Annotated in this window: 26 protein-coding genes, 5 tRNA genes and 1 other RNA gene; 19 read left to right on the forward strand and 13 right to left on the reverse strand. The window is 36.7% G+C overall.

Translation table 11 applies throughout. The features are described 5' to 3' along the window. The 7 genes from N2Z58_01865 to N2Z58_01895 form a co-directional block, all read left to right on the forward strand. The coding region (locus N2Z58_01865; protein MCX7653416.1) for a PD-(D/E)XK nuclease domain-containing protein at window positions 1-290 on the forward strand (290 nt) is incomplete at its 5' end. 173 nt (window positions 291-463) lie between these two features. Further along, a tRNA-Lys gene (locus tag N2Z58_01870) sits at window positions 464-539 on the forward strand. 9 nt (window positions 540-548) lie between these two features. Further along, window positions 549-638: transfer RNA gene (locus N2Z58_01875), tRNA-Leu, on the forward strand. Window positions 639-659: 21 nt separating this feature from the next. Next, window positions 660-734 (forward strand) — tRNA-Gly (locus N2Z58_01880). Window positions 735-873: 139 nt separating this feature from the next. Beyond that, window positions 874-961: transfer RNA gene (locus N2Z58_01885), tRNA-Leu, on the forward strand. A 104-nt stretch (window positions 962-1065) separates the two neighbouring features. Further along, window positions 1066-1428: a transfer-messenger RNA gene (gene ssrA, locus N2Z58_01890) on the forward strand. A gap of 313 nt (window positions 1429-1741) precedes the next feature. After that, on the forward strand, window positions 1742-2692 hold the full coding sequence (locus N2Z58_01895; protein MCX7653417.1) for a radical SAM protein: 951 nt from the start codon (window positions 1742-1744) through the stop codon (window positions 2690-2692). Window positions 2693-2754: 62 nt separating this feature from the next. Here the strand turns inward: N2Z58_01895 and N2Z58_01900 are convergent, their stop codons facing one another. From N2Z58_01900 to N2Z58_01935, 8 genes are all read right to left on the reverse strand, one after another. Next, on the reverse strand, window positions 2755-3777 hold the full coding sequence (locus N2Z58_01900; GenBank protein ID MCX7653418.1) for a thiamine pyrophosphate-dependent enzyme: 1023 nt from the start codon (window positions 3775-3777) through the stop codon (window positions 2755-2757). Between the two features lie 15 nt (window positions 3778-3792). Beyond that, window positions 3793-4962 carry a pyruvate synthase subunit PorA gene (gene porA / locus N2Z58_01905; protein MCX7653419.1) on the reverse strand — a complete coding sequence of 390 codons (1170 nt, stop codon included), beginning with the start codon at window positions 4960-4962 and terminating at the stop codon, window positions 3793-3795. 12 nt (window positions 4963-4974) lie between these two features. Continuing rightward, the gene (locus tag N2Z58_01910; protein MCX7653420.1) at window positions 4975-5325 is read right to left on the reverse strand and encodes a 4Fe-4S binding protein; all 351 of its coding nucleotides are present in this window, start codon (window positions 5323-5325) and stop codon (window positions 4975-4977) included. Beyond that, window positions 5318-5893, reverse strand: coding sequence for a 2-oxoacid:acceptor oxidoreductase family protein (locus N2Z58_01915; GenBank protein MCX7653421.1), 576 nt, complete (start codon window positions 5891-5893; stop codon window positions 5318-5320). The genes N2Z58_01910 and N2Z58_01915 overlap by 8 nt, the downstream gene beginning before the upstream one ends. Before the next feature lie 135 nt (window positions 5894-6028). Further along, a complete protein-coding gene (locus N2Z58_01920) occupies window positions 6029-7630 on the reverse strand; it encodes a DUF1957 domain-containing protein (protein MCX7653422.1) in 1602 nt (533 codons plus the stop codon). A gap of 2 nt (window positions 7631-7632) precedes the next feature. After that, on the reverse strand, window positions 7633-8421 hold the full coding sequence (locus tag N2Z58_01925) for a DUF4912 domain-containing protein (GenBank protein ID MCX7653423.1): 789 nt from the start codon (window positions 8419-8421) through the stop codon (window positions 7633-7635). 377 nt (window positions 8422-8798) lie between these two features. Further along, window positions 8799-9668 (reverse strand): PfkB family carbohydrate kinase, encoded by an 870-nt coding sequence (locus N2Z58_01930; protein MCX7653424.1) that lies wholly within the window; start codon window positions 9666-9668, stop codon window positions 8799-8801. Beyond that, on the reverse strand, window positions 9665-10411 hold the full coding sequence (locus N2Z58_01935) for a hypothetical protein (protein MCX7653425.1): 747 nt from the start codon (window positions 10409-10411) through the stop codon (window positions 9665-9667). The genes N2Z58_01930 and N2Z58_01935 overlap by 4 nt, the downstream gene beginning before the upstream one ends. 188 nt (window positions 10412-10599) lie before the next feature. On the opposite strand from N2Z58_01935, the gene N2Z58_01940 reads away from it, so the two are divergent. The 7 genes from N2Z58_01940 (at window position 10600) to coaE (ending at window position 14900) form a co-directional block, all read left to right on the forward strand. After that, window positions 10600-10956 (forward strand): DUF1292 domain-containing protein, encoded by a 357-nt coding sequence (locus tag N2Z58_01940; GenBank protein ID MCX7653426.1) that lies wholly within the window; start codon window positions 10600-10602, stop codon window positions 10954-10956. Window positions 10957-11009: 53 nt separating this feature from the next. Continuing rightward, a tRNA-Thr gene (locus tag N2Z58_01945) sits at window positions 11010-11086 on the forward strand. A gap of 139 nt (window positions 11087-11225) precedes the next feature. Further along, complete coding sequence (locus tag N2Z58_01950; GenBank protein MCX7653427.1) at window positions 11226-12164, forward strand: inorganic phosphate transporter; 939 nt, start codon at window positions 11226-11228, stop codon at window positions 12162-12164. A gap of 55 nt (window positions 12165-12219) precedes the next feature. Beyond that, entirely contained in the window at window positions 12220-12732 is a 513-nt protein-coding gene (locus N2Z58_01955) for an adenine phosphoribosyltransferase (protein MCX7653428.1), read from the forward strand. Between the two features lie 44 nt (window positions 12733-12776). Continuing rightward, window positions 12777-14138 carry a glucose-6-phosphate isomerase gene (locus N2Z58_01960; GenBank protein ID MCX7653429.1) on the forward strand — a complete coding sequence of 454 codons (1362 nt, stop codon included), beginning with the start codon at window positions 12777-12779 and terminating at the stop codon, window positions 14136-14138. After that, a complete protein-coding gene (locus N2Z58_01965; GenBank protein MCX7653430.1) occupies window positions 14138-14356 on the forward strand; it encodes a hypothetical protein in 219 nt (72 codons plus the stop codon). The genes N2Z58_01960 and N2Z58_01965 overlap by 1 nt, the downstream gene beginning before the upstream one ends. 4 nt (window positions 14357-14360) lie before the next feature. Beyond that, window positions 14361-14900, forward strand: coding sequence for a dephospho-CoA kinase (gene coaE / locus N2Z58_01970; protein ID MCX7653431.1), 540 nt, complete (start codon window positions 14361-14363; stop codon window positions 14898-14900). A 16-nt stretch (window positions 14901-14916) separates the two neighbouring features. Here the strand turns inward: coaE and N2Z58_01975 are convergent, their stop codons facing one another. Beyond that, complete coding sequence (locus N2Z58_01975) at window positions 14917-15288, reverse strand: hypothetical protein (GenBank protein ID MCX7653432.1); 372 nt, start codon at window positions 15286-15288, stop codon at window positions 14917-14919. 113 nt (window positions 15289-15401) lie between these two features. Here N2Z58_01975 and nadE point away from each other — a divergent pair, with 113 nt between their 5' ends. Genes nadE through N2Z58_02000 form a run of 5 tightly spaced genes read left to right on the forward strand, consistent with a single transcriptional unit; the run spans window position 15402 to window position 21593 of the window. After that, window positions 15402-16250 (forward strand): NAD(+) synthase, encoded by an 849-nt coding sequence (gene nadE / locus N2Z58_01980; GenBank protein MCX7653433.1) that lies wholly within the window; start codon window positions 15402-15404, stop codon window positions 16248-16250. Window positions 16251-16278: 28 nt separating this feature from the next. Next, entirely contained in the window at window positions 16279-18963 is a 2685-nt protein-coding gene (locus N2Z58_01985; GenBank protein ID MCX7653434.1) for an ATP-binding protein, read from the forward strand. A 21-nt stretch (window positions 18964-18984) separates the two neighbouring features. Beyond that, window positions 18985-19335 carry an aspartate 1-decarboxylase gene (locus N2Z58_01990; protein ID MCX7653435.1) on the forward strand — a complete coding sequence of 117 codons (351 nt, stop codon included), beginning with the start codon at window positions 18985-18987 and terminating at the stop codon, window positions 19333-19335. Between the two features lie 34 nt (window positions 19336-19369). Beyond that, on the forward strand, window positions 19370-20755 hold the full coding sequence (locus N2Z58_01995; protein MCX7653436.1) for a FapA family protein: 1386 nt from the start codon (window positions 19370-19372) through the stop codon (window positions 20753-20755). A gap of 22 nt (window positions 20756-20777) precedes the next feature. After that, window positions 20778-21593 (forward strand): class I mannose-6-phosphate isomerase, encoded by an 816-nt coding sequence (locus tag N2Z58_02000; protein ID MCX7653437.1) that lies wholly within the window; start codon window positions 20778-20780, stop codon window positions 21591-21593. Window positions 21594-21659: 66 nt separating this feature from the next. Here N2Z58_02000 and N2Z58_02005 read toward each other — a convergent pair whose 3' ends face one another. From N2Z58_02005 to N2Z58_02020, 4 genes are all read right to left on the reverse strand, one after another. Then, entirely contained in the window at window positions 21660-21911 is a 252-nt protein-coding gene (locus N2Z58_02005; GenBank protein ID MCX7653438.1) for an acyl carrier protein, read from the reverse strand. Between the two features lie 138 nt (window positions 21912-22049). Then, window positions 22050-23780, reverse strand: a complete 1731-nt coding sequence (locus N2Z58_02010) for a M3 family oligoendopeptidase (GenBank protein ID MCX7653439.1) — start codon at window positions 23778-23780, stop codon at window positions 22050-22052. Between the two features lie 20 nt (window positions 23781-23800). Further along, window positions 23801-25615, reverse strand: coding sequence for a translation elongation factor 4 (gene lepA, locus N2Z58_02015; protein ID MCX7653440.1), 1815 nt, complete (start codon window positions 25613-25615; stop codon window positions 23801-23803). After that, window positions 25615-26412, reverse strand: coding sequence for a mechanosensitive ion channel family protein (locus tag N2Z58_02020; protein ID MCX7653441.1), 798 nt, complete (start codon window positions 26410-26412; stop codon window positions 25615-25617). Before N2Z58_02020 ends, lepA begins: the two co-directional genes overlap by 1 nt. Between the last annotated feature and the right edge of the window lie 17 nt (window positions 26413-26429).

Genomic DNA, 26429 nt, shown 5'->3' on the forward strand with positions numbered 1-26429 from the left:
TAATAAGTGGGATACTGATGGGTAGTGGGATATATCATGAGATAGAAGTAGAGGTAGCGGGGGGAATAATAGACATAGTGATAGAGAACAATGGGGTGGTGTACATAATAGAGTTGAAGGTAGACAGAAGTGCAAAAGAAGCACTTGAGCAGATAAAAGAAAGAAGGTACTATGAAGGTTTTGCAGGTAAGAAATGCTATTTGATAGGAGTGAATATAGACAGTAATAAGAGGAACATATCGGAATGGGAATATGAGGTGATAGAGTTAGATAAAAATTGTACTTTTTAGGTCTTAAAAACAATTTATAAGATTTTTTTGAAAAGCAACAATTGATAGTACTTGTTGTATTCAAAGTTGCAAAGCATAATCGAATATTACGAAGAAAGTGAAATATCAAATACCTACTTGACACAGGGAGTTGTCTATGATATTATTCTTATCGGCGCATGTGAGTCGTAGGTGACCTGGTAGCTCAGCAGGTAGAGCACCTGACTTTTAATCAGGGGGTCGCGGGTTCGAATCCCGCCCGGGTCACCAGAAAAAGGTGCGAGAGTGGCGGAATTGGCAGACGCGCTGGACTTAGAATCCAGTGGGACTGATAATCCCGTGAGGGTTCAAATCCCTCCTCTCGCACCAAAGAAAAGCTAATTCTGTAAAGCGGGTGTAGCTCAGCGGTAGAGCACTTGCTTGCCAAGCAAGGGGTCGCGGGTTCGAAACCCGTCACCCGCTCCAAAATGTAGGAGCGTGCAAGCGCTCCTTTTTTATTGAGTGAATCGGTATTAGACAGTGAGTGCATAAAATCATTCTTGACGATTTGAGCTTTTATGGTATAATATTTCATGGTTGTAGCAAGATAAATTTATTTTGGCATGCCGAGGTGGCGGAATTGGCAGACGCACATGGTTGAGGGCCATGCGGTCATTGGGACCGTGCGGGTTCAAATCCCGCCCTCGGCACCAAATTCGATAAGACGATGGTATGGTCCATCGTCTTTTTGTTTCAATCGAACGATTGAAAAATATCAGGTGTCTAAATTCACGAAGGATAGCAATTTATGATTTGAGGGGGCGAACGGTTTCGACGGGGGTAAGCTGTCCCAGGAAGCGAGTCGAGGTTGCCTGTTGTCCTCGTTAAAAAACAGCAGGAAAAAGATAAGTGCCAACGAATACGTTCCTCTTGCTGCTTAATTAGATAAAAGCAGCCGTCCGCTACGAAAGTTGGCTGACCTTTCGTAGGTGGGCGTGACCCTGTCAGCCAGGTAGTCAGAATGCGCCTCACGTTCTGAGCTACCTTAGTTAGTGAGGCTAGCTGTCTTAAAGCCTGTCTGTGGGCGTTAAGATAGCGAAAATCAAAACACAGACTGCGCTCGGAGAAGCCTGGGATGGTTTACTTTCGGACGCGGGTTCGATTCCCGCCGCCTCCACCAAAATTCTGAACAGAGAAAATACTTTATTGTTCGTGTAAAAGTCCTTGATTTCAGGGACTTTTATTGTTTTTTATGAGACAGTTGTTAAAATTCTTTAGAAAACTAGCAATTGATGAATAAGTTTGGACGTTTCCATAGAATTTTTGTTGATATTTTTGATTGTTAGTTTATAATGTCTTATTAATTAATTGCTGAAAATGTAAAAGGCCCTTTGATACAAAAGCTTTAAATTAAGAAGTTGTTTGGTGAGAAAGTTTTAGAATAATTTATGCTTCGATAATGTAAAGGCAGATAATAAGGAGGTATTTGCATTATGAGACCTCGGAATATTGAGTTTGAAATTACTACAGCTTGTAATTATTCTTGTTTGCATTGCTATTGTAATGCTGGAAAGAAATCGAAAGTTGAGTTGTCCACAGAGGAAATTTTTGAGGTAATAGATCAACTTGTTCAAGCTGAAGTTGAGATACTTGATGTTGTTGGTGGTGAACCTTTGCTAAGAAATGATCTATTAAAGATATTTTCGTATGCTAAATCTAAGGGTTTGAGTATGATTATGAACACAAATGCTTCTCTCGCAACAAAGGATTTGGTAAACAAGATAAAAGCTATTGTCCCTGATTTGCATGTTGGTGTTTCACTCGATGGACCTGTTTCCGAAGTGCATGATAAAATTAGAGGAAAAGGAACTTTCGAAAGCACTATGAAGGGACTTAAGAATTTTCTGGAAGCTGGATTTAATGTTACGGTACTTTTTGTGGTGAATAGGTTAAATTACAGTTATATTGATGACATGGTTCTATTAGCAAAAGATTTAGGAACAAGTTTGTATGTTGACAGATTTATTCCTGTTGGTCGTGGAATGATAAATAAGGAATTGTTACTTCCTACACGAGATATGATTGAGCATGTGGCAAATAGGCTTCAGATATTTTTGAAGCGTGAAAACAGTGTTGAGTTATATATTGAGGAAAATATATTCGGATTGGAAGAATGTACTGCTGGTAGAACACATGCATCAATTCTTGTAGATGGTAATGTGGTACCTTGTGGACATTTTAGGTATAATCCTGAATATTATGTTGGAAATGTTAATAAAGAACGTTTCATAGATATTTGGCGAAGAATGGAGGAATACAGAAGCAAATTAATACCGCAGAGTTGTTTATTGTGTGCTTTGAGGGGAAATATTTGTAGTGCTGGATGTTTGGCAGCAGCTAAGTTTTATAAAGCAGATATTGACAGCGTAATTTGTAAAAGATGACATGTTAAAAAACTGAAAAAGTCCCATGGCCAATACCATGGGACTTTTTTCTAATGAATTCATTACATTGCATGCTCATCAGTTTGTATATCTTTCTTCACTTGTCCTTTAACTCTTATTGGTTTGTCTTTTGTAGCTTCTTCAAGTGCAAGAAGTCGCTGATATCTTGTTGTAACGTATTCTTGAAGTTCGTCTATTATTTCTTGTGCGTCTGGTCTCGAAAGGAATAGTTTGAATCTTCCTTGTGATTTAATGTAATCAGCTACTGGTCGTGGATTTGTTATCTTCTTTGTTACTCTGTAAACACCTCTTTCGACTTCATACAAAGGCCAGTATAGTGTTTCGATTGCAAGCTTGCTTGTTTCAACAGCTTTATCATCGGAAACTCTCCAAAATCTTACACATGCTGAATGCGCAGCAATAAATGCTGGCCCATCGAATTCAAGGGCTTTTTCTATTTTTTTCATGAAGTCAATTGGCTCAGAAAGCGCAACCGTGGCAACGTAGACATTTTCGTGAGCGGCCATTATTTCAACCATATTCTTTTTGAGTTGTAATTTCCCAGCGAGTTTTTTTCCAACCGGAGCTGTTGTTGTATCTGAACCAGGAGGTGTTGCGCCAGATCTTTGGTTACCAGTATTCATGTAACCTTCGTTGTCGTAGACAATGTATATAAATTTGTGCCCTCTTTCTACAGCACCAGAAAGTGATTGTAAACCAATGTCGTACGTTCCACCATCTCCCGCAAAAGCAAAGAATGCAAGTTTCTTATCTTCAGGAATTTCTCCTCTCTTCTTTGCTGCTCTAAATGCTGTTTCCACACCACTGATTGTAGCTGCTACGTTTTCAAAAGCGTTGTGAATGTATGGTACATTCCATGCTGTATATGGGAATATTGTTGTGGATACTTCAAGACACCCAGTTGCAAGAGCAACTACAGGTTCGTAACCATTTGCCATGGCAGTCATCAGTGCAAATTTTACAACATTCGGTGCTCCACAACCAGGACACATTCTGTGACCCGGGGTTATTCCAGGGTTTTTGTCATAAAATAGCTTTGCAAGTTCTATAGCATTTAATGGCATTTAGTACACCTCCTTTTATTCTCTAAGCCCAAGGTATCTTTCTTCATCAGCAATCAAATAACCTTTAAAGGCGTCTTCGAATGCTTGTCTGATATGTTTCGGTGTTATATCTCTTCCACCAAGACCATACACATAGCTCCCAAGTTGGGGTCTAACTGCTACTTCGTAAAGTGCTGACTTGATAGTCTCGTAAAGTGGTGCTTCTGAACCAAATGAAACTGATCTATCGAGAACTATAACAGCCTTTCTTCCATTTAATATTCTTTGATATTCTTCTTTCGGGAATGGCCTAAACATCCAAGGCTTTACAAGTCCTACTTTTCTGCCTTCTTTTCGCAGTTCGTTAATTGTGTGTTTGATTGTTCCAGCTGTGGAACCAAGGGCTATCATAATATATTCAGCATCGTCTGCCATGTATTCATCAACAAGATCGTATTTTCTACCAGAGATTTTTGCAAAATCTTCTGCTACTTGTTTGAAAACTCTTGGAACGTGTTTCATCGCTTCAATTTGTTGCCTTTTGTGCTCGAAGTAATAGTCGTACAAGTCAAGTGGACCGTATGTAACTGGTTTCGAAGTATCAAGTAATGAATACATCTTTATAGGTTTTCCAACAAATTTTTTAACTACTTCATCATCAAGCGTTTCAACAACTTCAACACTGTGAGATATAATGAATCCATCAAAGTTCACCATTACCGGCAATCTGACATCTGGATGTTCTGCTATTCTGTAAGCCATCACTGTAAAATCGTAAGCTTCCTGCACATTTTCTGCCCACAATTGTATCCAACCACTGTCTCGTTCGGCCATGGCATCGCTATGATCACAATGGATATTGATAGGTCCTGAAAGCGCTCTATTTGCAACTGCCATGACTATCGGGAGTCTTAAAGAAGCTGCTATGTATACAACTTCGTGCATTAATGCAAGACCAACAGCCGCAGTTGCAGTGAATGACCTTGCCCCTGCTGCTGCTGCACCAACAAGGGCACTCATCGCTGAGTGTTCGCTCTCCACTGGAATCATTTCAGTATCAACAGCACCATCAGCAACGTATTTTGCAAAATATTCCACAACAGGTGTTTGCGGAGTGATTGGATAAGCTGCTACAACGTCAGGATTTATTTGCTTCATCGCGTAAGCTATTGCCTCTGCACCCGTAATAGCTTGTTTTAAAGGCATTTTCACACCTCCTTATTCTTCAGCAAAGTCAGTTTCAGGTTTCATTATTATTGCTCTCTTTTCTTCCGGAGCAGGCTGTTTTGTCTTTGGATCTATACTTTTTGGACAAACATTTGCACAAAGTCCACAACCTTTGCAATAGTAATAGTTATATCCTCTCATTTTTGGCTTTCCGTCAACAATCTCAACCACGATAGCCTGATCTGGACAGTACAGCCAGCACTGCATACAATGAATACAATTTTCCGCTTGGTAGATAGGTCTCATTACTCTCCATGTACCCGTTTTGTACACTTTGGCATTTCCTGGTTCAATTATAAGACCTCCGATTGGTAAATCTCTCCATCCTTTGAGCTCAGCCATTGCATATCACCTCTTCGTACCCTCTGTGCAAGGCTCTTATATTTTTCTGAACCACTTGTTCACCAAATTTTTTCAAAAACATGTCGCTGATCTTATCTTCAACATATTTAAGTTCAATTATGCCTGTTACTTTCGCAATAGCACCAAGCATAACCGTATTTGGCGTACCTCTACCGAGTTCTTCAAGAGCAATATCAGTCGCCTTTACAACGCAGATCTTTCCTTTAAAACCCGATTTTTTTCTTACCCATTCTGGTGTTCTTACTGTGTTTACAATAAGAATAGTTTCTTCGTTTGTACCAGCAAGTATGTCCGGATTACCCAAAAGTGTATCGTCGATAACAACAACAAGGTGAGGAGTTTCAACCGAGGAATGGAGTAGTATAGGTTCATCTGATATCCTGTTGAACGCTTTCATCGGAGCTCCAGTTCTTTCTGCACCATATTCTGGGAAAGCTTGCACATATTTTCCCATGTCGAGTGCCGCTTCTGCAAGCATTTGTGAAGCGCTCTTTGCACCCTGACCTGCCCGACCATGCCATCTGACTTCGAAAATGTTTGCAGGCACTGTAGTTACCTCCTTTCAAAAATTAAAGTTTTTTGTTTGATACCTCTTTCACAAGTATATCTAATATCCAAGACAACACCCCGAGATGCTCACGCACCTCGGGGGAGTATTGAAAATGGTTGCAAATTAAGAAGATTAAATCTTTAGGTACATTTTATAATCTGCATCTGGAAAAATGTCGTCTACGTATTCTAATCTCTGTAACTCCCCTACATTAATATTACCACTTTTGAGCATATCGTACAAGTTTAAGAATCGTTTAACATGCGTTTTGGTTCTGTTAACAGCATATTCCACACTTGTTCTAGTCGTCATGATGAATGCCCAGTCGCTTGATTGAGCCAAGAGTAATTCACGCGCCATTTGATTTAAAACACGTATTTTAATTGGATCAGTTTCTTGAGAATGTATTTTTGCCATCTCGGTCATTTTTTCCACAAGTTCATGCAAATGAGGATAAATCCAGTCATTTGTACCGTTCAACCAAACTTCGTTATATCCATTGGCACCCCAACTTGATGCCGCAGGTGTTAGTATTTGGACTTTTTCAATCCAGTCCACAACATCGCAAGCTCTTACAGGTCTCAATTTCTGACTTTTCATGACCTCTCTCATAAAGTACTCTATGAAGAAAGGACCTTCAAACCACCAATGACCAAATAACTCAGCATCAAAAGGCGCAACAATTATTGGTTCAAGACCATCAAAAAGATTCATCAAATATTCAACCTGGGATTCTTTTTTCCTTAGAAAATCTTTTGCATGTTCGTAAGCAACGAATTTTGCTTCATCAATATCATAAAAATCTTTCTTATCAAGAGGTGTGTCTTTTGACGTGATCTTATGATATTTTATGCCCGTGTTCATCCGTACACCACTTGGATCAATGTATGGCTTTATGTAGTCATATTCTCTATCAAAACCTATATCCCTGTAAAATTCCCTGTACCTGGAGTCACCAGGATAACCTATTTGTGCACTCCAAACTTGTTCTGAGCTTTCCGGATCTCGTGCAAAGACAAAGACATTATTAGGTGTAATAACAGGTCTGTAAACCCCGTATCTTGGTCGTTCATCTGCATACCAGAGTCCGTGAGAATCTACAAAGAAATATTCCAATCCGTATTCTGATAAGTATTTATCAAGTCCTGGAAAGTAAGCACACTCAGCAAGCCATATTCCTCTGGGCTTGACTCCGATGTGTCTTTCATACGTTTTTACCGCCTGCTCAAGTTGAGCTCTGATCGCTTGTGGGTATTGCTCCATAAATGGTAAATAACCATGTGTAGCATTACACGTTATTATATCTAAATATCCTTTTGAGAAGAATTCTTTAAAACCATTCAACAAATTTCTTTGATAGACATCCCTGAAAAGATGCAACGTTTCTTCAAAAAAGTTTTGGTAATACTTTGCCATTTTATGTTTCAGCGGATGTTCAATTTGTGTTCTGTTAACTTCTTTTCTTGAAAGTTCCAGCAATTTTTCAAGATGCTTCTCATACTTAACTTGCAGATCCGGATTTGCGAGCATTTCCATCAAAGGAGGTGTTATGGACATCGTCAGTTTAACAGATATTTTCTCTCTTTCAAGGGTTCTAAACATTCTTAATAGTGGAATGTATGTTTCTGTCATTGCCTCAAACAACCAATGCTCTTCCAAGAAAAACGGATATTCTGGATGATGCACGTAGGGGAGATGTGCGTGAAGTACAAACATTATTTGTCCGCGTGGCATATTTATATCCCCTTCCCACTAAGGCGTATAACACTGATGCTCCCGGCACTTGAAACCCAAAAAAGATGTTCCATTCCCTGGACCGAACCTGGTATTCGTTCCACTATAGGTGTCAACATACCACCTGATGGCATGACAATTCTTCTGCGCTTTCTGAGATCCATCCATCTTTCTCTTGTTGATTGACTTGGAGAATTCACTGGTATTTTGCAAAGATTTGATCTTAAAAGAACTTTGTAACTACCTTTGATATCATAATAGCCAATTTCACCAAGGTAATGAGCACCCGGGACAGGAACATTTAGATAGTAATTCTTAATGTTAATTGGATCAAGTGAAATTTCAAACGTTCTATGAGCATTAGTACCATCGAATTCAATGTAAGTGACGTCGTAAATCCTGAGAACTACTTTTGCAACCTCGCCTGATTTTAAAAACGCTTTGTTTTCCTCAGAGAAATCCCAGTAAAAATGAATCCAGTGAGGATTTACGGGCATAGCGACAAGTTTATCCTTTAAATAGGTATCTGGGAGGGATATATCTTCCTTTTCAGAGGCAACTGTTTGTAAAAATTCAGCGGGTGGAGATATCTGTGAAGAAGGTTTGTAACTTGCTTGTTCACCAGTAGTTGCAAGTTTGGCCCTTTCAAGAAACCGTTCAATCAGTTTTTTCACATCACTTTTACTCATTTGCTTTTTAACAGTTAATCCAAGATCTTTCGCTTTCGCTTTCAACTCTTGGATAGTTCTTTCTTCACTTAACCAATCCTCAAGTTCTTTCCACATCGACATAACCTCACCCCCGTTTTCACTTGGCCAATTATAATCATTATGATCATTGCCTAATTTGATCTCCACTTTTTCGATTCTATTGATTTGTAAGCTCAATAGAAATTATACGTGTTTTTTGAATGTTGTAAAATGTTGTAAAAAAACGAAAAGGTATTATATTTCATTATAAATTCGTTTATAAAACAATAGTCGTTGTTAATTATATAATTACAATTGTTGTAACATAGTTAAGAGTAATTATCACTTTGTTAATTGAATTTAATAAAAGGCCATGGATACATCTTCGGTATCGTTAAAGTGATTATCGAGATTTTATCGTATTCCATGCTTATCAAAACAATATCGAGAGAGAAAAAGTGGGTTTGATAAAATCAAGATCAAGATCGATTGAGGAGGCGAAAAACATCTTCAAGTAAAGGGAATGCTTCAGTTGTTCCTTTTTTTAGACATGTCAAAGCCCCGCAGGCGTTGGCAAATTTAAGAGTTTTTTGTTTATCGAAATTGTTCAGCAATGAGTAAATTATACCAGCAGTAAAAGCATCTCCCGCTCCGGTTGTATCAACAGCGTCTATCTTCAAAGATTCAATAAATATCGTTTCGCTTTTTGAATAGTACATACTACCTTTCTGTCCAAGCTTTAGAAAAATTTCTTTAATACCATAAGAATATAGTTTATATAGAGCTTTTTCTAAGTCAATTTCATCAGTTACTTTTGTTAGTTCATGCTGGTTTAAGGATATGTACTTTATGCCTTCTAATAATGATGGCTCCATTGGTTCTGTCAATTCAACAAATATGTTTTGGTTAATCTCTTTGATGTGTTGTAAAATTTGCGAATTCACGCCTGTTTGAAAAAATACAATATCTGAGCTGGATATAATTTCTTTAAAGTGTAAAACATCTTTGATGTTAAGTTCTTTATTAGCACCAAGGTAATTGAACATTGTGCTATTTCCTTTTCTATCAACAACAATGAAGGTTATTCCCGTGTTTTTTGACCTGCTCAAAAGTGGTATAACACCAAATTTCTTTAATTTCTCTAATGCGATCTTTCCGAATTCATCTTCTCCAATTTTTCCAATCAAGTAAGACTTTATACCTAGTTTACTTAATGCAACAGAAACGTTGGTGGCCTTACCACCAACGTTCATTTCAATTTCGTTACTGATATGGTTCTGGTTTAATTCGAGATTTTCAACTTCGTAAAATATATCGATGTTTACTTTTCCTATGCAAACAACACTCATTTTAGTTTTGATAATTCATCTTTTGCAGTCTTTACAGCCCCTTCATGGGTTTTTAAGAGCAATGGATGTGGTTTTGAGTCGATGACTTTCTGGAACATTTCCCTGGCCTTTACTTTATCGTTTGTTTTCAGATAAAGAAACCCCATTTCCAAGTAAATGTTTGGATAATTTGGCGTCAATTTTGATGCCGATGTGAGTAGTTCTTCAGACTTTTTGTAATTGTACAGTGGCCACGGAACGTCTCTGTACCTCATACCCGAAGCAATATATGCAAACGTTTTATACAACCTACCTTCATCATCGTTCTCGTCCAACAATTTTAATGCCGTGTCAATGTTCCTATCAAAATCACCAAGCATAAACAAACTCTGAATTATTCCTTTATACTGAGCTAATCTTCCGATAGCAGCTCCAGCTATATAATAGGCCCTCCCATTTTTTGAGTCTAACTTTACTGCTGCTTCTGCATTTGATCTGGCTTTTTCGAGAGTCTTTTCCTTATCTTTATCCGCTACCCCCCATGTAGCATATTCAAGATAACAATCTGCAAGAATAGTTAGTAATCTACTGTTCTTTGTATAGTCAGGAGTACTTTCAATTTCTTTAATAACCTTTAAAATCTTTTCAACATCGTAATCTCTTCGAGCTTCGTAAAATAGTTTGTTTAGCTCTTCAACTGTTGCAGAAAATGAAGTTGCAAAAAGTAATAACACAAAAAACGCTACCGAAAACTTTCTGAGCATCCTCAAACCCCTCCTTTGATGTCTTGATTTCAATGTACATTTTTATATTATAACATAACCTATAGAAAAATTCTCATAAGATATAGAAATAAACATATTTACAATTCAATGTTAACCGTTTCTTAAACAACTCTTGGCATTTTGTGGTATTATATATACGTATATTTTGTGTAGGAAGGAGAGATATTATGTTTGAACATGAACATGAACATGGACATCACCATCACGATCACGAACACATCGATGCATTCACACTTATGGATGAAGAGGGTAATGAGCATCATTTTGTTCTACTTGGCGAAGTTGAAAACAAAGGAAAGGTTTATTGGGTATGTGAAGAGATATTCGTGGAAAACGAGGAAATTTCTGAATTTGGTGACACGTTCTTGTTTCTAAAATCGGAAGACCAAGATGGAAATGTTTTCCTTGATTCTATACAAGACGAGGAAGAGTTCAATGAAGTTGTTAGAATATGGGAAGACATGATGGGAGATGAGGATTTCTTCGTTGACGTAGAAGAGGAAGACGAAGAAGACGAAGAATAAGATTCTTGACAGTTCTTCCATTTTTTTGTAAAATATGAACTGTTAAGTTTGGTGCAGGCGTAGCTTCAAGCGGTGGAGCGCCTCCTTGGTAAGGAGGAGGGTGTGGGTTCGAGTCCCACCGCCTGCTCCAATTTGTAAAAGTTTTTAGTGCAAGAGAGGACAAAAGGTCCTCTCTTTTATTTTTCGTTTGCCAAAGTATAAGATTTTGTTGTATAATATAATTTCAAAACCTCAATGTAAAAAAAGCTGTTAGAGGTGAGTTTTTTATAGTGGTATATAGCTTATTAATTTTTTTGCCCTCTATAGTACTTGGAATTATAATGGGAGCAACTGATGCGGGTAATATTCTGGGTCCAACTGTAGCCAATGGAATTTTTAAATTCAAAAAGGCGGTAGTAACTTGCTCTATAATGGTTGTCTTGGGTTCTTTGCTTGGTGGCCTGCCAGGACTAAAAGTTGCATCAAGTCTGTCGCAACTAAGGATTCCAGAAATAATTGTGATCAATTTAGCTGCATCGATTGTTAGTATGTTTTTCCTTATGCAAAAATTACCAGTTTCTATAACACAAGCTATTGTAGGTGCAAACGTAGGTGTTGGAATACTTAATCGACAGATAGAGCCCAAGGTACTTTTGGCTGTTATCTTAGGTTGGTTTTTAACCCCCGTTGTCTCTTATGTATTTGGTTTTATCCTTTTTAAAACTTTTTCTTTAATTTTCAAGAAGATCAAGAATATTAGATTTAGAACTATTTTTCTAAGGTTTTCCTTATGGTTGTTCACTATTTATGGTTCTTTTTCCTTAGGAGCAAATAATGCTGGAAAAATAATGGGCGTATTTTACCACAAAGGATTCAGTGTTTTGCTTTTACTTGTTTTGAGTGGTATTTCACTTTCTTTGGGTATTGTTTTGTTTGGTAAAAGAACCATTTACACTGTAGGGCGTGAGCTGATTCACATGGATGATTTTTCTGCAATGGTAGCTGTTTCTTCTTCGGCTTTTACGATATGGTTTTTTTCGTTATTTGGTTTACCTGTATCAGCAGCGCATGCTATTATAGGTGGTATACTTGGCATTGGAGTTGCCAATGGTACTAAAATAACTAATAAGAAAGTTCTCAAAAAAGTAATTTTCTCTTGGTTGGAAGCACCTGTCTACAGCGGGATTTTTTCAGGTCTACTACTTTCAATTTACAAACTTTTGTGGTAAAATACATACTGTTAATAATAGTAGTATAATAGTAGTAAATTTGGAGGTGTAAAAGGTGGACCTAAGAGCTTTTATAAGAGATATACCTGATTTTCCACAAAAAGGTATTATATTTCGTGATATTACTCCATTAGTAAGAAGTCCAGAAGCTTTCAGATATGCTATAGATACCATAGCAAGTGAACTTGAGAAATTCGATTTTGACTTAATAGTTTGTCCAGAAGCAAGAGGTTTCATGATTGCCGCACCTTTGTCTTATAAGTTGGGCAAAGGACTCGTTCCTGTTAGAAAACCTGGAAAACTTCCCTATAAAACTGTTAGTGACATGTATGAATTAGAGTACGGCAAGGCAGAGTTGCACATGCACATAGATGCTGTAGAAAAAGGACAAAAGGTTGTAATTATCGATGATGTACTTGCTACTGGTGGCACTGCTATGGCTCTTAAAAGACTCGTTGAGAAAGTTGGTGGTGTTGTCGTTGCCTCTGCATTTCTAATTGAATTAACATATCTCAACCCGCGGGAGTTGTTGAAAGATTTACCCATTGTTGCCCCAATAAAATATTAGTAATACGTTTCCGGTTGCTTTTTGTTGATTTGGAGGTGTTTCCTATGTTAAAGTTTGACTTTACCTACACAATCTCGGAAAACGTCTTAGGTGGACTAACCGAATCAGAAATTGGTGCGTGTGAGCAAAAGGTGTCTGATTTTTTACGCAGATTTGATGAAAATAAACCTGGTTTTGTGAACGCAGTTTTGACAAGAAAGTGGATAGACTCGGTTAATGAACTCAGTGATTTCTTGTTTACATTTGATAATATTGTTGTCCTTGGCATCGGTGGCTCAGCACTTGGAAATATAGCTATTCAAAATGCACTTAGACCTTTTAATTGGAATTCAATGAATTCTGAAGAAAGAAATGGGTATTTGAGGGTTTTTGTGGTAGATAATGTCGATCCAGACTATATAGCTTCCGTACTTGATAGTATTAATTTAAAAATGACGCTGTTTAACATAATTTCAAAGTCCGGAACAACAGCCGAACCAATGGCAAATTACCTGATAATACGGGGTATACTTGAAGCTAGTGGACTTGATCCAAAAGAACATATTGTTTTTACAACTGACCCGGAAAAAGGAGTACTCCGAAGAATTGGTAGAAGTGAAGGAATTAGAATGCTTGATATCCCACCAGATGTTGGTGGAAGATTCAGTGTTTTGACTCCTGTAGGTTTGCTTTCTGCAAAGGCTGCGGGTGTTGATATTGAAGAAATGATTATTGGAGCAAGGGACGCTTATGAAAAGACAGTTAAAACTCCTTTTTGGCAGAACCCAGCAGCACTGCTTGCAGTCATACACTATCTGCATTACAAAAAGGGTAGAAACATATCTGTTATGATGGCCTATTCAAATAAGCTTTATCACCTTGCAGATTGGTATCGACAACTCTGGGCAGAGAGTCTAGGAAAGATGTACGATAATGATGGAAATAGAGTGAACGTAGGGCAAACACCAATTAAAGCATTGGGAGCAGTTGATCAACACTCTCAAGTACAACTCTACAATGAAGGACCAGATGACAAGATTATAACGTTCCTTAAAACTGAAAAATTTGAACGAGAGATAACTATACCGAAACTGCACGAAAATGAACCGGAGTTAGTTTATCTTGGTGGCAAAAGGTTATCCACTTTATTAAACAGCGAGCAACTTGGAACACAATTGGCTTTGGCAAAGCATGGAAGACCTTCCATTACCGTTACATTCCCACAGATCGATGAGTACCATATTGGTCAGTTCTTCATGTATTATGAAATAGCCACTGCTATTACAGGAGATTTACTGAATGTAAATCCTTACGATCAACCTGGTGTTGAGCTTGGTAAGAAGATAACGTATGCCCTTATGGGAAGAAGTGGTTTCGAGGAGTTCAATTATTCAAAAAATGCTAACAAAAGGATTGAGATAGAATGATGAAAGAATACATAGATGCATTGAAGAGAATATTTGATCCAGTGGCAATTTTCATGAAGGATGAAGAATTCATTGTTATCGTGAAAGATGAGATCAATGTAAACGAAAAGGTGAAGGAGCTTTATGGAACAATAGATGGAGAATTAAGCCTTATGCTTTTAACCAAAGCTGAATATGAAAAACTTGAAGATAAAGACTTAGGAGAGAAATTAGTTTAAATGTATGATAATATGCGTCACTGGTAAGATAGGAACAGGAAAAAGTACTGTTTCGTTGTTTTTTAAAAACTTAGGATTTGTGTATATAGACGTCGATAAACTTGGTCATAAAGCTTTCGAACTGAATGCTGATCTGATTAGAAATGAATTTGGTACATCAGATAGAAAAGAAGTTGGGAAAATAGTATTTTCTAATTCCGAGAAGCTCAGAAAACTTGAAAGCTTAGTTCATCCCACGTTAAAAGAATTGTTAGACAAGGAACTACAAAAAAACGTCGGAAAACATATTGTCATCGAAGCAGCCATAAAAAGGAGGTTGAATATAAATCTTTGCGACCTTGTAATAACAGTTGTTGCAGATAAGCAAGTAATCAAAGAAAGATTAAAGGGCAGATACACTCCTGAGTTGGTTGACAAAATCTTGAACTTGCAAGAAGACATACTTGAAGAGGGAATAGTAATAAAAAACAATGGGACTTACGAGGAACTTGTTGAAAATTTAAGGAAAATATGGGAGTTTATATCAAAAGATTTTTTAAAATAAGTAGAGAAGGGAGCGGTTAGCTCCCTTTTTTCTTGTAAAAAACAAGGTTTGAAACACTGCCAACTGCAATTGTAATCAACATACTGGAAATTCCAAAAAGTACGCTTCCCTTTGCTATAGCAGTGAGTAAAATATCGAAGGTACCAAAATGACCAAAAAAGATGAAAGATAATACTTGAAGCAAAACAAAAGAAAAAGCAACTGAAAGAGCGGAAGTTATCAAAAGCTCTACTAATTTCAACTCCATTCCAAGGAAGAACGAGAAAGCAATCAGTAATATCTCTGGGAAAAATCGAAATGTGAGTTGTTGGAAAAGTCGGTGAACTACAATATATGAAGTTAGAAAACTTAGAAAAATTGTGTAAGAATAAACTTTTTTGCTTTTCATTCGATGCCCACCTTCTTTCGATTTGTTTTGCTCTATTTGGTTTATAAATATTTTACCACATAAATGTGGTAAAATATTTAAAGAAAGTTTATAAGAAGCGGGAGGTGAAATTTATGAGTTTTGATGTAAGAAGAGAATGTGATAGGATAATAGAATTCATAAATTCAGTTATTCGGACTTACAACTTCAAGGGTGCGGTAATAGGTGTTAGTGGAGGTATAGACTCCGCTGTGGTTTTAGCACTTCTTGTCCAAGCAGTTGGCAGAGAAAAAATCAAGGCGCTCATATTGCCAGAACGTGATAGCTCAAAGAAATCAGTTGAGGATGCAAAGTTAGTTTGTAAAACATTTGGTGTCAATTATGAACTACATAACTTATCAGCTGCACTAAGAGGCTTGGGAGTTTATTCATTATTTCCACCTGCTATACTTATACCCGAGAGTGTTAAAATACAATATTCAAGAAATAGATGGCAAAAATACGATGATCCATACATACTCGATCTCAAAAATGAGGGAGATGAAGAGTTTTTAAAAGGGATTGCTTATTATAGATCAAAGCATCGTATGAGAATGTGTAAACTTTACATGGAAGCTGAAAAATGCGGTTATTGCGTTGTTGGTACAACTAACAAAACAGAATTATTGCTTGGACTTTACGTAAAATGGGGAGATGATTCAACAGATATAGAACCTATCAAGCATCTTTACAAAACACAAGTCTTTGAACTTGGTAAGTATTTAAACGTTCCAGAAAGAATACTGAGTAAAAAGCCTACACCTGATCTGATTCCAGGTATTACAGATGAAGATGCTTTTGGTATAACCTACGAAGAAGTGGATAGTGTCTTGATGGATTTGGAGAGAGGTATAGAAAGAACAGATCCAGCTGGTTTAAGGGTCAAAAAGATTATGGAACTAACAAAACTTAGAGAATTGAAATCATTGGGACCGTTAGATTAACACAATATGTTAATAAGGTGGTGAAGTAATGATAAGTAAGAAGATTTGTGATGTACTGATAAAAATATTTGAAATAGATAAAAATTGCGGAGAAGTTACAAAGATCGCTGATGAGATATCACAACTAGTTGGTGTGGATAAATTATCAATTGCCATTTATGAAGAAGGGAAAACGCTTTTTAGAGTTTTGATAACAAACTTCTTACCTGCGTATTCAAAGATTCCATACGAATTTATCAACGAACATGAGTCGTTTTCAAAAATAGTTTTGGACGAAAAATATGAAGCATACGTTTATAGATTAAGAAATGGACATTCGAGTAAAGTTACTGGCCTGATACTCACAGATAGCGTACCGCAGAAGATGGCAAACTTTAACGAACTTTCAGATTTTCTGGGTTTTGCACTTGGGTTTGTACCAAGCTATGAAAAAACAAAAAAATATCTTGAGAAATACAGATCGTTGTGGATGTTAACGAATATATTTGAAAGCAGTGAAACAGTAACGGAACTAACCTCTGATTTTCTTAAAGTAATGTCACGAATAATAGATGCCGAAGTTTCCTACATTTTGAAAAGAAACGAAGAGAAATTTATTGTTACGCACTATAATTCTTTAACTGATGAACTAAACGAGTTTGAATTAGACCAAAGTGATATAGAAAAGGATGTTTTTCGATACTTCAAAGGTTCAGATAAGATTTTGTATAAACCTACAGGTTTAGAATTGTTATTGAAAGTTAATAAAGTGCTTTCCGCACTCATAGTTCGCTCTGACTTAGGATGGTTCATTTTTGCTAACAAGAAGGAGCCATATACTTATTCGACTTCAAAATCTTTTGATTCAATGGATCTGGATATAGTTCGCGACTCTGTCAATAGACTTTACTTAGCCAAGGGTAGAATCGAGTTTGAACGTAAGCTTAGGGAAGAAGTGGAAAAACTTCGGCAACTTCAAGTAAGTTATGAGTCGCTGATAGAAGATCAGAGAGAACAATTAAGAAAAATGAATGCCGTTCATTATATCAGCCAGGCGATAAGAACGATGTACAGTGTTAAGAACGTGTACAGGACACTTTTGCTCGGTATAACATCTGGGAGACTACTTGGCTACAATCGTGCTCTGTTACTTTCTTACGATGAAAGGAAAGATATATTAGTAGGTAAGGTATGGCTTGGTCCTGAAAGTGAAAATGTGGAAGATGATTGGAGAAAGGCAAACCAGAGAGCTATGAGGTATGCCGATGTTGTTCAATATCTCAGAGAAGAAGCCATGGTTCTTGAAATCAAAAATAAACTCACTGAAATGATAGAAGGAAAGGTATTTCCATACAAGGGTCATCCTATACTTGAAAGGTGCATCTTAAGAAAGAGAATCTTTATATCTAATGAAAAAATAATCGACACAATGGGATTGGATGCTATTGACTTAGTGAATTTACTCGGAACAAAAGAATTTGCCGTTATACCATTGGTTGGCAGAGAAGGAATATTTGGGGTTATTATCGTCGATAATTATTACACTAAGAAAGCAATCAAAGACACCGACGTTGAAATTCTTAAAATACTTTCTGACAGTGCAAGTCTTGCGATAGAAACAGCTATAAATTATGAGGAACTAAAAAATAAGACACTTTCCCTTGAACGTCAAAAGAGCTTAACAGAGTATTTAAGGGAATTTTCCGAATCAATACTCCAAAACATGTCCTCTGCCATTATTGTTATTGATAAGGAAGGCAAAATCACAGAATGGAATAGGAAAGCAGAAATATATTTTGGAAGACCAAAAGAACAGATGACAGGAGTTGAATTAAGAACGTTGGGTACAGAGTTTGATGATATACAAGAGATGGCCTATCAAAGTATGAAAATTAAAGAAGAAATAACCTTAAATAACTACTTGATACAGGTCATGGGAATCGAGAAATATTACGATATAAGAATTACTCCTTTCTGGGACGCAGAGAAAATAATTTTAAGAGGTGTTATTATTACTCTTGATGACGTAACTGATCGGGTTAATCTTGAAAAGGAACGTAAAAAGCAAGAAAAACTTGCCGCACTTGGTGAAATGGCGGCACGTGTTGCACACGAGCTGAGGAACCCTATCTCAGTGCTTGGTGGGTTTATAAAAAGGCTTGAAAGAAATATCGATATCCCAGAAGCGCGTGAAAAATATGTGAACATATTGAAAGACGAAATATTGAGATTAGAGAACATCGTTAACGAAATACTTGATTTTAGCAGAGAGCCAAGAACCCTTGAGTTTACTGATTTCAATATTAACAAGTTAATAAGCGATGTTTATTTGCTTTTGGAAGAGAAGATTAAAGAAAAAAAGATACTCTTTTCTTTTGTGTTTGACTCGGAAGAAGTTAATGTGCATGCTGAGTATTCGCGTATAAAACAGGTAATAATAAACATTCTTCAGAATGCAATTGAAGCAACACCAAACGGTGGTAAAATATTAGTAGAGACTCGCATAGGAATTGAAAAAATATTAGTTTCTATCTGGAACGAAGGTAAACCAATCGACAAAACCACCTCAGAGAAGTTGTTTACTCCGTTTTTCACAACAAAAGTGCACGGTACCGGACTTGGACTTGCTATTTGTAAGAAAATAGTAGAAGATGAACATAAGGGGAGGATATACCATGAAGCAACAGAAGATGGTAACAAATTTGTTGTTGAACTTCCAAAAAATACTAAGTAGCTGGATAGGAGGAGTTAAAGAATGATGGAAGTAATGTTAAAAGCCAAAATTCATATGGCAACTGTAACAGAAAAAGAATTAGAGTATGAAGGAAGTATAGGTATAGACGAAGAATTATTGGAATTGAGTGGCATAAAGATAAATGAAATGGTCTTAGTTTCAGATGTCAACAATGGAAATAGGTTAGTGACTTATGTTATTCCAGAACCACGTGGTAGCAGAAAAATTTCTCTCAATGGAGCTGCTGCAAGGCTTGTGGAAAAAGGAGATAGAATAATCATCATGGCTTTTGGAATCTACACACCGGATGAATACAAAGGTGCGAAAATTGTTATACTAAACCCAGATAACACGGTAAAGGAAATTAGATAAGTTGTTTGAGTTATGTACGTCAAGGAGGATAACAATGGATGCAACTGTTAGTGTATCACAAGACAAAATGGAAGCATACATAAAGATTTCCAATCTGCTCCCAGGAGAACAAGTAACCTTAGAAAAATTAATGGAGTATATTAGAGGAGCAAAAATCGTTCATAACATCGATTACGATGCACTGAGGACTTTTTGTAAAGATCCTGTTCAGGATGTTCCTGTTTTGTTCGCACGTGGCGATCCGCCAAAAGACGGTGAAGACGGTAGAGTTGTTTTTGAGGTCACAGCGACAAAAGGGCCGAGCACATTTTTAAAAGATAATCGCGTTGATTTTAGAGAATTTCCCGTTCAGAAAAGAATAATAGTGAAAAGAGGACAAAAAATCGCAACTATATATCCACCAACGGAAGGTATCCCTGGAAAAAATGTATATGGCGAAGTAGTTCCGGCAAGAAAGGGCAGTGAAGCTAAAGTAAACCTTGGAAAAAACGTCACACTGAGTGAAGATGGAATGCACATTCTAGCAACTTCCGAAGGTATTCTCAAAGTTGATCCTGAAAAAAATTATGTAGAAGTTAGTGAGTATTTAGAAGTAGAAAACAATGTTGATTACACAACCGGAAACATAGACTTTCCGGGTATAGTTTTAATAAAAGGTGATGTCAAACCAGGGTTTGTAGTAAGGGCAAAGGGTGATATAGACATAAACGGCGTAGCAGAAGCTGCGACAGTTATTTCTCTTGAAGGGAATGTCAGAATTTCTGGTGCTAAGGGAAAAGATAAAGGACTTATAAAGGCAAAAAAGGCTGTGTACGTTAAGTACGCAGAATCTATAACCATAGAAGCAGAAAATCTTTTTTTCGAACACGATCTGCTAAACTGCACAGTAAGGGTTACAAATTCAATAATTGGAAGGGGTAGGAATTCTTCCATAATAGGCGGGGAATACATTGCTTCAAGTTGCATTGAATGTGACGAAATTGGCTCAGACATGGGTGTTAAAACGTACTTGGAAGTTGGTGTAAATCCGTACATAAGAGAGGAAATTAAATTATTAAAAGCGCAAATAGAGATAGATAAAGCAAGCATTCAAAAACTTTTGGCTATCGTAAAACAGTACAAAGAACTCAAGGAAAAAGGTATAAATATTCCAGAAGGCAAAGAAGAGCAGTTCTCTAAAGTTACTAAAACTTTGATAAATCTGCGAGAACAACTTGAGAAAAATATCGCACGACTTCATGAACTTGAAGATAAAATTTCAAGAATTACTTTTGATTCAAAAATCATAGCACGGAAGGCTCTTTATCCGGGAGTTGAGGTGTTCATTCATAATACCAGATATTATTCCGAAATCTTACTCCAAAAAGTTGTTTTGCGATTTGATGGAGAAAAAATAGTGGCTGGGGGTTACTCTGAATAAGCTTACTAAAGGAGAGGGGTTTATGTCTTTCTTGAAAATTTTGCCAGAATTCAGACCTATGGTGTGGGGAAATGAAGAGATAAACAAGATATTTGATTTAAAACTGAAGGAACCGATAGGGGAAATTTGGCTTCTTTCAGGACATCCTTTGTTCGAAAGTAAACTTGAAGATGGCAGAACTATGAATGAATTTGGTAAAAGATTATATGATGCAAAATATCCAAGATTCCCCATTTTAATAAAACTTGTTTCCACAAATCAGTGGCTTAGTGTTCAAGTTCATCCTGATGATTATTTTGCAAAAACGGTTGAAGGTGAACCGTGGGGGAAAAGTGAGGCTTGGTATTTTCTTACAGATGGAGAATTTGCTATTTGCGAAAATGTCGAAAAAATGATTAAGATAATTGAAGATAATGATATCGAAAACATGGGACAAATTTTAACCTATGTAAAAGTCAAACGCGGCACCTTTGTTAATATACCAGCTGGTACGGTACACGCACTTGGTCCAAACAGTACGGTCTTAGAAGTTCAGCAAAGCTCAGATTTAACATACAGAATATACGATTGGGGAAGACCAAGGGAAACACACTTACCGAAAGCTCTTAAAGTCTCGAAAAACGTAAATATTTCGGATATAGTTTTTGAAAATATTCAAAAACTTTCGACAAATTATTTTACTATGGAAGTAAAAACTGTATCTGGAAGATTTTCAGAGGAAGTTTCGTTACCTGTAGTTTCCATACCTTTGGAAATAAACAAGGATTTTTGTGCTACTTTGAGTTTCGACAGGTCGTTTCAGAATGATAATCTGTATGTGTACAATTTCATAAAGTAACAATGCTTACATTGCAAAACAAAGCAGGCTTAACGCCTGCTTTGTTTTATAAAACCATCGAAAAATTTATTCTTCTTTAAGTTTTTCTATAAGAGTATCTAAAATATCCTTTACTGTTAGGAGCTTTTCAACTTCTTCGTCTTCAAGCTTGATTCCAAATTCATCCTCAAAAACCATGACTAAATCAAAAGCATCAAGTGAATCCGCTCCAAGATCCTCTATAAGATGGCTGTCTTCATCAATATCTTCAATTGGTACGTTTAGTTTCTCCGATATAATTTCAGCTACCTTCTTAAAGAGTTCTTCTCTATCCACTATAATCGACCTCCCAAAAGATTTGTGTTGATTTTGTTTTGCTTCTCAAATTTAGTGATTATCGTTTTTAAAATTTTATGATTTCCGCCTTTATGTCTTGGTATATTTTAATCAATCTTACTATTTTTGTCAATAAATTTTCTATTCTAGCGCGTATAATTGACCAGAAAGATAATTGATAAACTTAAACGAATCTTCCCAAAAACTTGGTTTTGATATGTCGATGCCTACTTTATCAAGTAATTGTTTTGGTGATAGGCTCCCTCCAGACTCAAGAAGTGACTTGTAACTTCTTGAGAACAGTTTTCCAGATTCAAGGTATTTCTGATAAAGTGATATAACAAGACAATGAGCAAAATTGTAAGCATAGACATAAAAGGGAGTTTCAAAGAAATGCGAGACCATAGCCCATTCATTTTTATACCATTCTGGTATGTTTACAACATCACCGAATGTATCTAAGAGCACTTTGTGATAAATTTCGTTCAATTCGTTCCAATCAGCAAAGCCTGTTGAGCTTATTAAGTCGTGCGCTTCGATCTCAAAATTAGTAAACATATTCTGCCTAAACGTTGTAGCGAAGGTGTCTTCTATTTTCGAGGCCATAAGTTGAATCTTTTCTTCATTCTCGATGGTTTCTTTTAGATATTCAAAAACTAAAAATTCTCCGAAAACTGACGCAAGTTCTGATAATGTAAGTGGTGTATCGTAGTTAAAGAATGTTTGTTTCTTAGAAAGAGTTCCATGCACTCCGTGCCCGAGTTCGTGTGCAAGGGTCATTATATCGTACATATCGCCGTTGAAGTTTGTTAAAATGTATGCAGGAAACTTTGTGGTTGAGTATATGCAATAAGCTCCTGATACCTTACCTTCTTTTGGATATAGATCAATTCTGTTTTCGTCAAAAAATGATTTCACAATCTTCCCCAAGCATTCATCAAACGAATAATATGCATTCAAAATGATATCTTTTGCCTCTTGAAATGTAAACTTCCTGACATTGTTACTAAGTGGTGCATAGAGATCTGCGAGTGTCAGTTCTTCACCAAGTACACCACTTTTCCATTTGTAGTAATTTCTGACTATATGTACATTTTCATTTGTAACATTTATCAGATTATCCACTATTTCATCTTCAACTTCGTTCTCAATATTCATCATACAGATAGGTCTTTCAAATTTTCTCAATTTGCTCTCTGTATCGTAATCTTTTACTATGAGATTATAAATTTCCGTTAGTACTATTGAATCGTTTGCAAAACGGTTTAACAACATCTTCATCGCATGTTTTCTCAACTTGGAATCCGGGTGGCGACGCAATGATTTTACTTCTTCTGTTGTTAATCTCTTTCTCTCACCTTCGATTTCCAATTCGAATACATAAGAACTTTCGAGTCTGCTGTGTATTTTAGAAATGGCACCACGTCTTGAACCAGACATCAAAGCCAATACTTTTTCCGCCTCTTTGTGAAGTATATGTGGCTTTTTTCTTTCTATAATATCTAAAAGATGCTTATAATTTTCTGCCTTGTTCTTGAAAGAAATTATTTTTTCATCGTTGAGTTGGGAAAGATGAAGTTCCATCCTTACTAAGATTTCATCTATCTTAGTTGATAAATCGTAAACTATCCCAAGCAATTTTTGACTTTCCAACTCGTTGGTTTTTACAGAGTATTTCATCCAAGCATACTGATTTGTTTTTGAAAATTCATCAGCATTTTCCTCAATGTCTTTAAGCAATCTTATTAACTTTTCCTCGTCAAATGTACTTTCAAATTCTTGTATTAAGTTTTCTAATTGTCTAAGATGCTTTTGTGCATGCTCAATTGCTTGCTCATCATTACTAAACAACTTTTCTAATTCCCAATCCAAAAAATCACCCCCTTGGAATTTTATTCTTCCTCCTCACCTATCCTGAGCATTGCGAGAAATGCCTCTTGTGGAATTGTCACGTTTCCAATTTCTCTGAGTTTTTTCTTTCCTTCTTTTTGTTTCTCCAATAACTTCATCTTTCTCGTTACATCTCCACCGTAACATTTTGCCAAAACATCTTTCCGTAATGCCTTCACTGTAGAACGTGCGATGAATCTACCCCCCGCCTTTGCTTGTATCGGAATCTCGAATTGATGCTGTGGTATGAGTTCTGCCAGTTTATCAACCAACTTTCTTGCTATCGTGTACGCCTTATCTTTGTGTGCAACAAACGAAAGTGCGTCAACTGGTTCTTTATTGACGTAAATTGTAATCTTTACAAGGTCACTTTTTCTGTATTCAAGGAACTCATAGTCCATAGATGCGTATCCTCTACTGACAGCTTTCATCCTATCAAAGAAATCAAATATAATCTCAGCAAGTGGTACTTCAAAATGCATTACGACGCGTTCATGACCTGCGTTTTCTGTCGAAACAAGTGTTCCGCGTTTTTCGTTTTGTACTAAGTTCATCAGCTTCCCTATGTAATCTGGAGGAGTTATGATAGACAGCTTAACGTAAGGTTCGTATATCTCATAAACTTCTCCATCCTCAGGAAATTTGGCGGGATCATTTATCATTATTTCTTCCCCACTGTGGGTAATTATCTTGTATTCCACATTCGGTGCAGTTAAGATAACAGCTATCTCGAACTCCCTTTCGAGTCTTTCCCTAACTACGTCCATGTGAAGCAACCCAAGAAATCCACATCTGAAACCAAAACCTAATGCAGGTGAATGATCTGGCTTGTAAACAAGTGCAGCATCGTTAAGTTTGTATTTATCCAGAGCTTTTCTCAATTCTTCATAATACTCAGGTAATCCTGGATACATGCCTGCGTATACCATCGGTTTGACTTCTTTATAACCTGGTAAAGGATCCGGTGCAGGGTTTTCCGGTTTTGTTATCGTATCACCTATTTTTGCCTTCGAGACATCTTTGAGACCAGCAATTATGTAACCTATGTCCCCAGCCTTAAGACTTTCAACAGGTGTCATATCGGGTGTAAATGTACCAACTTCATCTATCTCATAAATCTCTCCACTTGACATCATTATTATCTTGTCTTTTGGTTTGATCTCACCATCGAAAATCCGAACGTACGTTACAACACCTCTATATTTATCGTATTTTGCATCGAATATTAGCGCACGTAGATATCCATCATCCCTTGTGACAGGAGCAGGAACAAGTTTAATTACTGCTTCTATCAGTTCTTTTACCCCTATACCTTCTTTGGCACTTATACGATATATTTCTTCGCTCGGAATGCCTATTAAGTCCTCTATCTCTGCTATTGTCTCTTCAATGTTGGCCGTAGGAACGTCTATCTTATTGATAGCTGGTATTATTTCAAGATTGTGCTCTAATGCTTTGTAGGTGTTGGCAACAGTTTGCGCTTGCACACCTTGCGTAGCATCAACTAATAATATTGCACCTTCTACCGCTGCCATACTTCTGTCTACTTCGTAAGAAAAATCCACATGGCCTGGTGTGTCAACTATGTTTATTTCGTATTCAGTACCATCATCTGCTCTATAAAATACCCTAAGAGGGTGAGACTTTATAGTAATTCCTCGTTCACGTTCTATGTCCATGCTATCAAGGTACTGCTCACGCATTTTTCTTCTGTCTATGGCGTTTGTCATCTCGAGTATTCTATCTGTAAGCGTTGTCTTTCCATGATCTATGTGAGCTATTATACAAATATTTCGTACATTTTCTACCTTTCTCATCAGATTTTTCCCTCCGAACTATTTATCTTAACTTCGACAACGTTATTAGGTATTCTCACGCCGTATGCATCAAATGTTTTCTTTATTCTTAAAGCTACAGCGTTTATAGCATCAAAATAAGTATCCTTTTCAACCCAAAATTTTACAGAGAGTGTAACACCGTTGTTGTCAAATGAATTGAAAAGTACTATATTAGTTAAACTGCTATCTTTTACAACCAGTGGCTCCTCCTCAAGTACTTTTCTTAGTAAATCAATTACAAAGCTCATATCAGATGAATAATCAACTGCAATACTTACATCAACACGTCTATATTTGCCCGGCCAAAATTTTGTAATTGTCCCAGACCACACTTTTCTGTTGGGAATAAGTACGAGTTTACCATCAAAAGTCAAAATATGAGTATGGTTCATCTTAATAACGTCAACCACACCTGTCTGACCTTCTATGTCTACTACCTCTCCTTCAAAAACTTTTCTTGTCACAAGTACCATGAGGCCGGAAAGAAAATTAGTTAATGGTTCTTGGAACGCAAGACCAAGTACAACACCAGATATACCAAGACCCGTAAGATAGGGGGTCAAGTTCACATCCCAAACCGCAAGTATACCAGCTACAGCAAAACCATATATCAAAAAAGCAAGTAAAAGTGATAATGTTTTTGGAGCTTTTAGCTCCTTACCAAGTGTAGACATAAATTTATCAACAGATTTCATTATTACCTTATGAACAACATAAGCTACCAAAAGTGCAGAGATTGACACAAGTAATTTCAACACAGTGGATGTTGCAATCATTTTATTATCTCCTTTCT

The organism is Fervidobacterium sp., from assembly GCA_026419195.1.
Classification (GTDB): domain Bacteria; phylum Thermotogota; class Thermotogae; order Thermotogales; family Fervidobacteriaceae; genus Fervidobacterium.

Coding starts and splice junctions, on each gene's coding strand:
- N2Z58_01895 (MCX7653417.1), top strand. CDS start 1,742: ATGAGACCTCGGAATATTGAGTTTGAAATTACTACAGCTTGTAATTAT.
- N2Z58_01900 (MCX7653418.1), bottom strand. CDS start 3,777: ATGCCATTAAATGCTATAGAACTTGCAAAGCTATTTTATGACAAAAAC.
- porA (MCX7653419.1), bottom strand. CDS start 4,962: ATGCCTTTAAAACAAGCTATTACGGGTGCAGAGGCAATAGCTTACGCG.
- N2Z58_01910 (MCX7653420.1), bottom strand. CDS start 5,325: ATGGCTGAGCTCAAAGGATGGAGAGATTTACCAATCGGAGGTCTTATA.
- N2Z58_01920 (MCX7653422.1), bottom strand. CDS start 7,630: ATGCCACGCGGACAAATAATGTTTGTACTTCACGCACATCTCCCCTAC.
- N2Z58_01925 (MCX7653423.1), bottom strand. CDS start 8,421: ATGTCGATGTGGAAAGAACTTGAGGATTGGTTAAGTGAAGAAAGAACT.
- N2Z58_01930 (MCX7653424.1), bottom strand. CDS start 9,668: ATGAGTGTTGTTTGCATAGGAAAAGTAAACATCGATATATTTTACGAA.
- N2Z58_01935 (MCX7653425.1), bottom strand. CDS start 10,411: ATGCTCAGAAAGTTTTCGGTAGCGTTTTTTGTGTTATTACTTTTTGCA.
- N2Z58_01940 (MCX7653426.1), top strand. CDS start 10,600: ATGTTTGAACATGAACATGAACATGGACATCACCATCACGATCACGAA.
- N2Z58_01960 (MCX7653429.1), top strand. CDS start 12,777: ATGTTAAAGTTTGACTTTACCTACACAATCTCGGAAAACGTCTTAGGT.
- N2Z58_01965 (MCX7653430.1), top strand. CDS start 14,138: ATGAAAGAATACATAGATGCATTGAAGAGAATATTTGATCCAGTGGCA.
- coaE (MCX7653431.1), top strand. CDS start 14,361: ATGATAATATGCGTCACTGGTAAGATAGGAACAGGAAAAAGTACTGTT.
- N2Z58_01975 (MCX7653432.1), bottom strand. CDS start 15,288: ATGAAAAGCAAAAAAGTTTATTCTTACACAATTTTTCTAAGTTTTCTA.
- nadE (MCX7653433.1), top strand. CDS start 15,402: ATGAGTTTTGATGTAAGAAGAGAATGTGATAGGATAATAGAATTCATA.
- N2Z58_01985 (MCX7653434.1), top strand. CDS start 16,279: ATGATAAGTAAGAAGATTTGTGATGTACTGATAAAAATATTTGAAATA.
- N2Z58_01990 (MCX7653435.1), top strand. CDS start 18,985: ATGATGGAAGTAATGTTAAAAGCCAAAATTCATATGGCAACTGTAACA.
- N2Z58_01995 (MCX7653436.1), top strand. CDS start 19,370: ATGGATGCAACTGTTAGTGTATCACAAGACAAAATGGAAGCATACATA.
- N2Z58_02000 (MCX7653437.1), top strand. CDS start 20,778: ATGTCTTTCTTGAAAATTTTGCCAGAATTCAGACCTATGGTGTGGGGA.
- lepA (MCX7653440.1), bottom strand. CDS start 25,615: ATGAGAAAGGTAGAAAATGTACGAAATATTTGTATAATAGCTCACATA.
- N2Z58_02020 (MCX7653441.1), bottom strand. CDS start 26,412: ATGATTGCAACATCCACTGTGTTGAAATTACTTGTGTCAATCTCTGCA.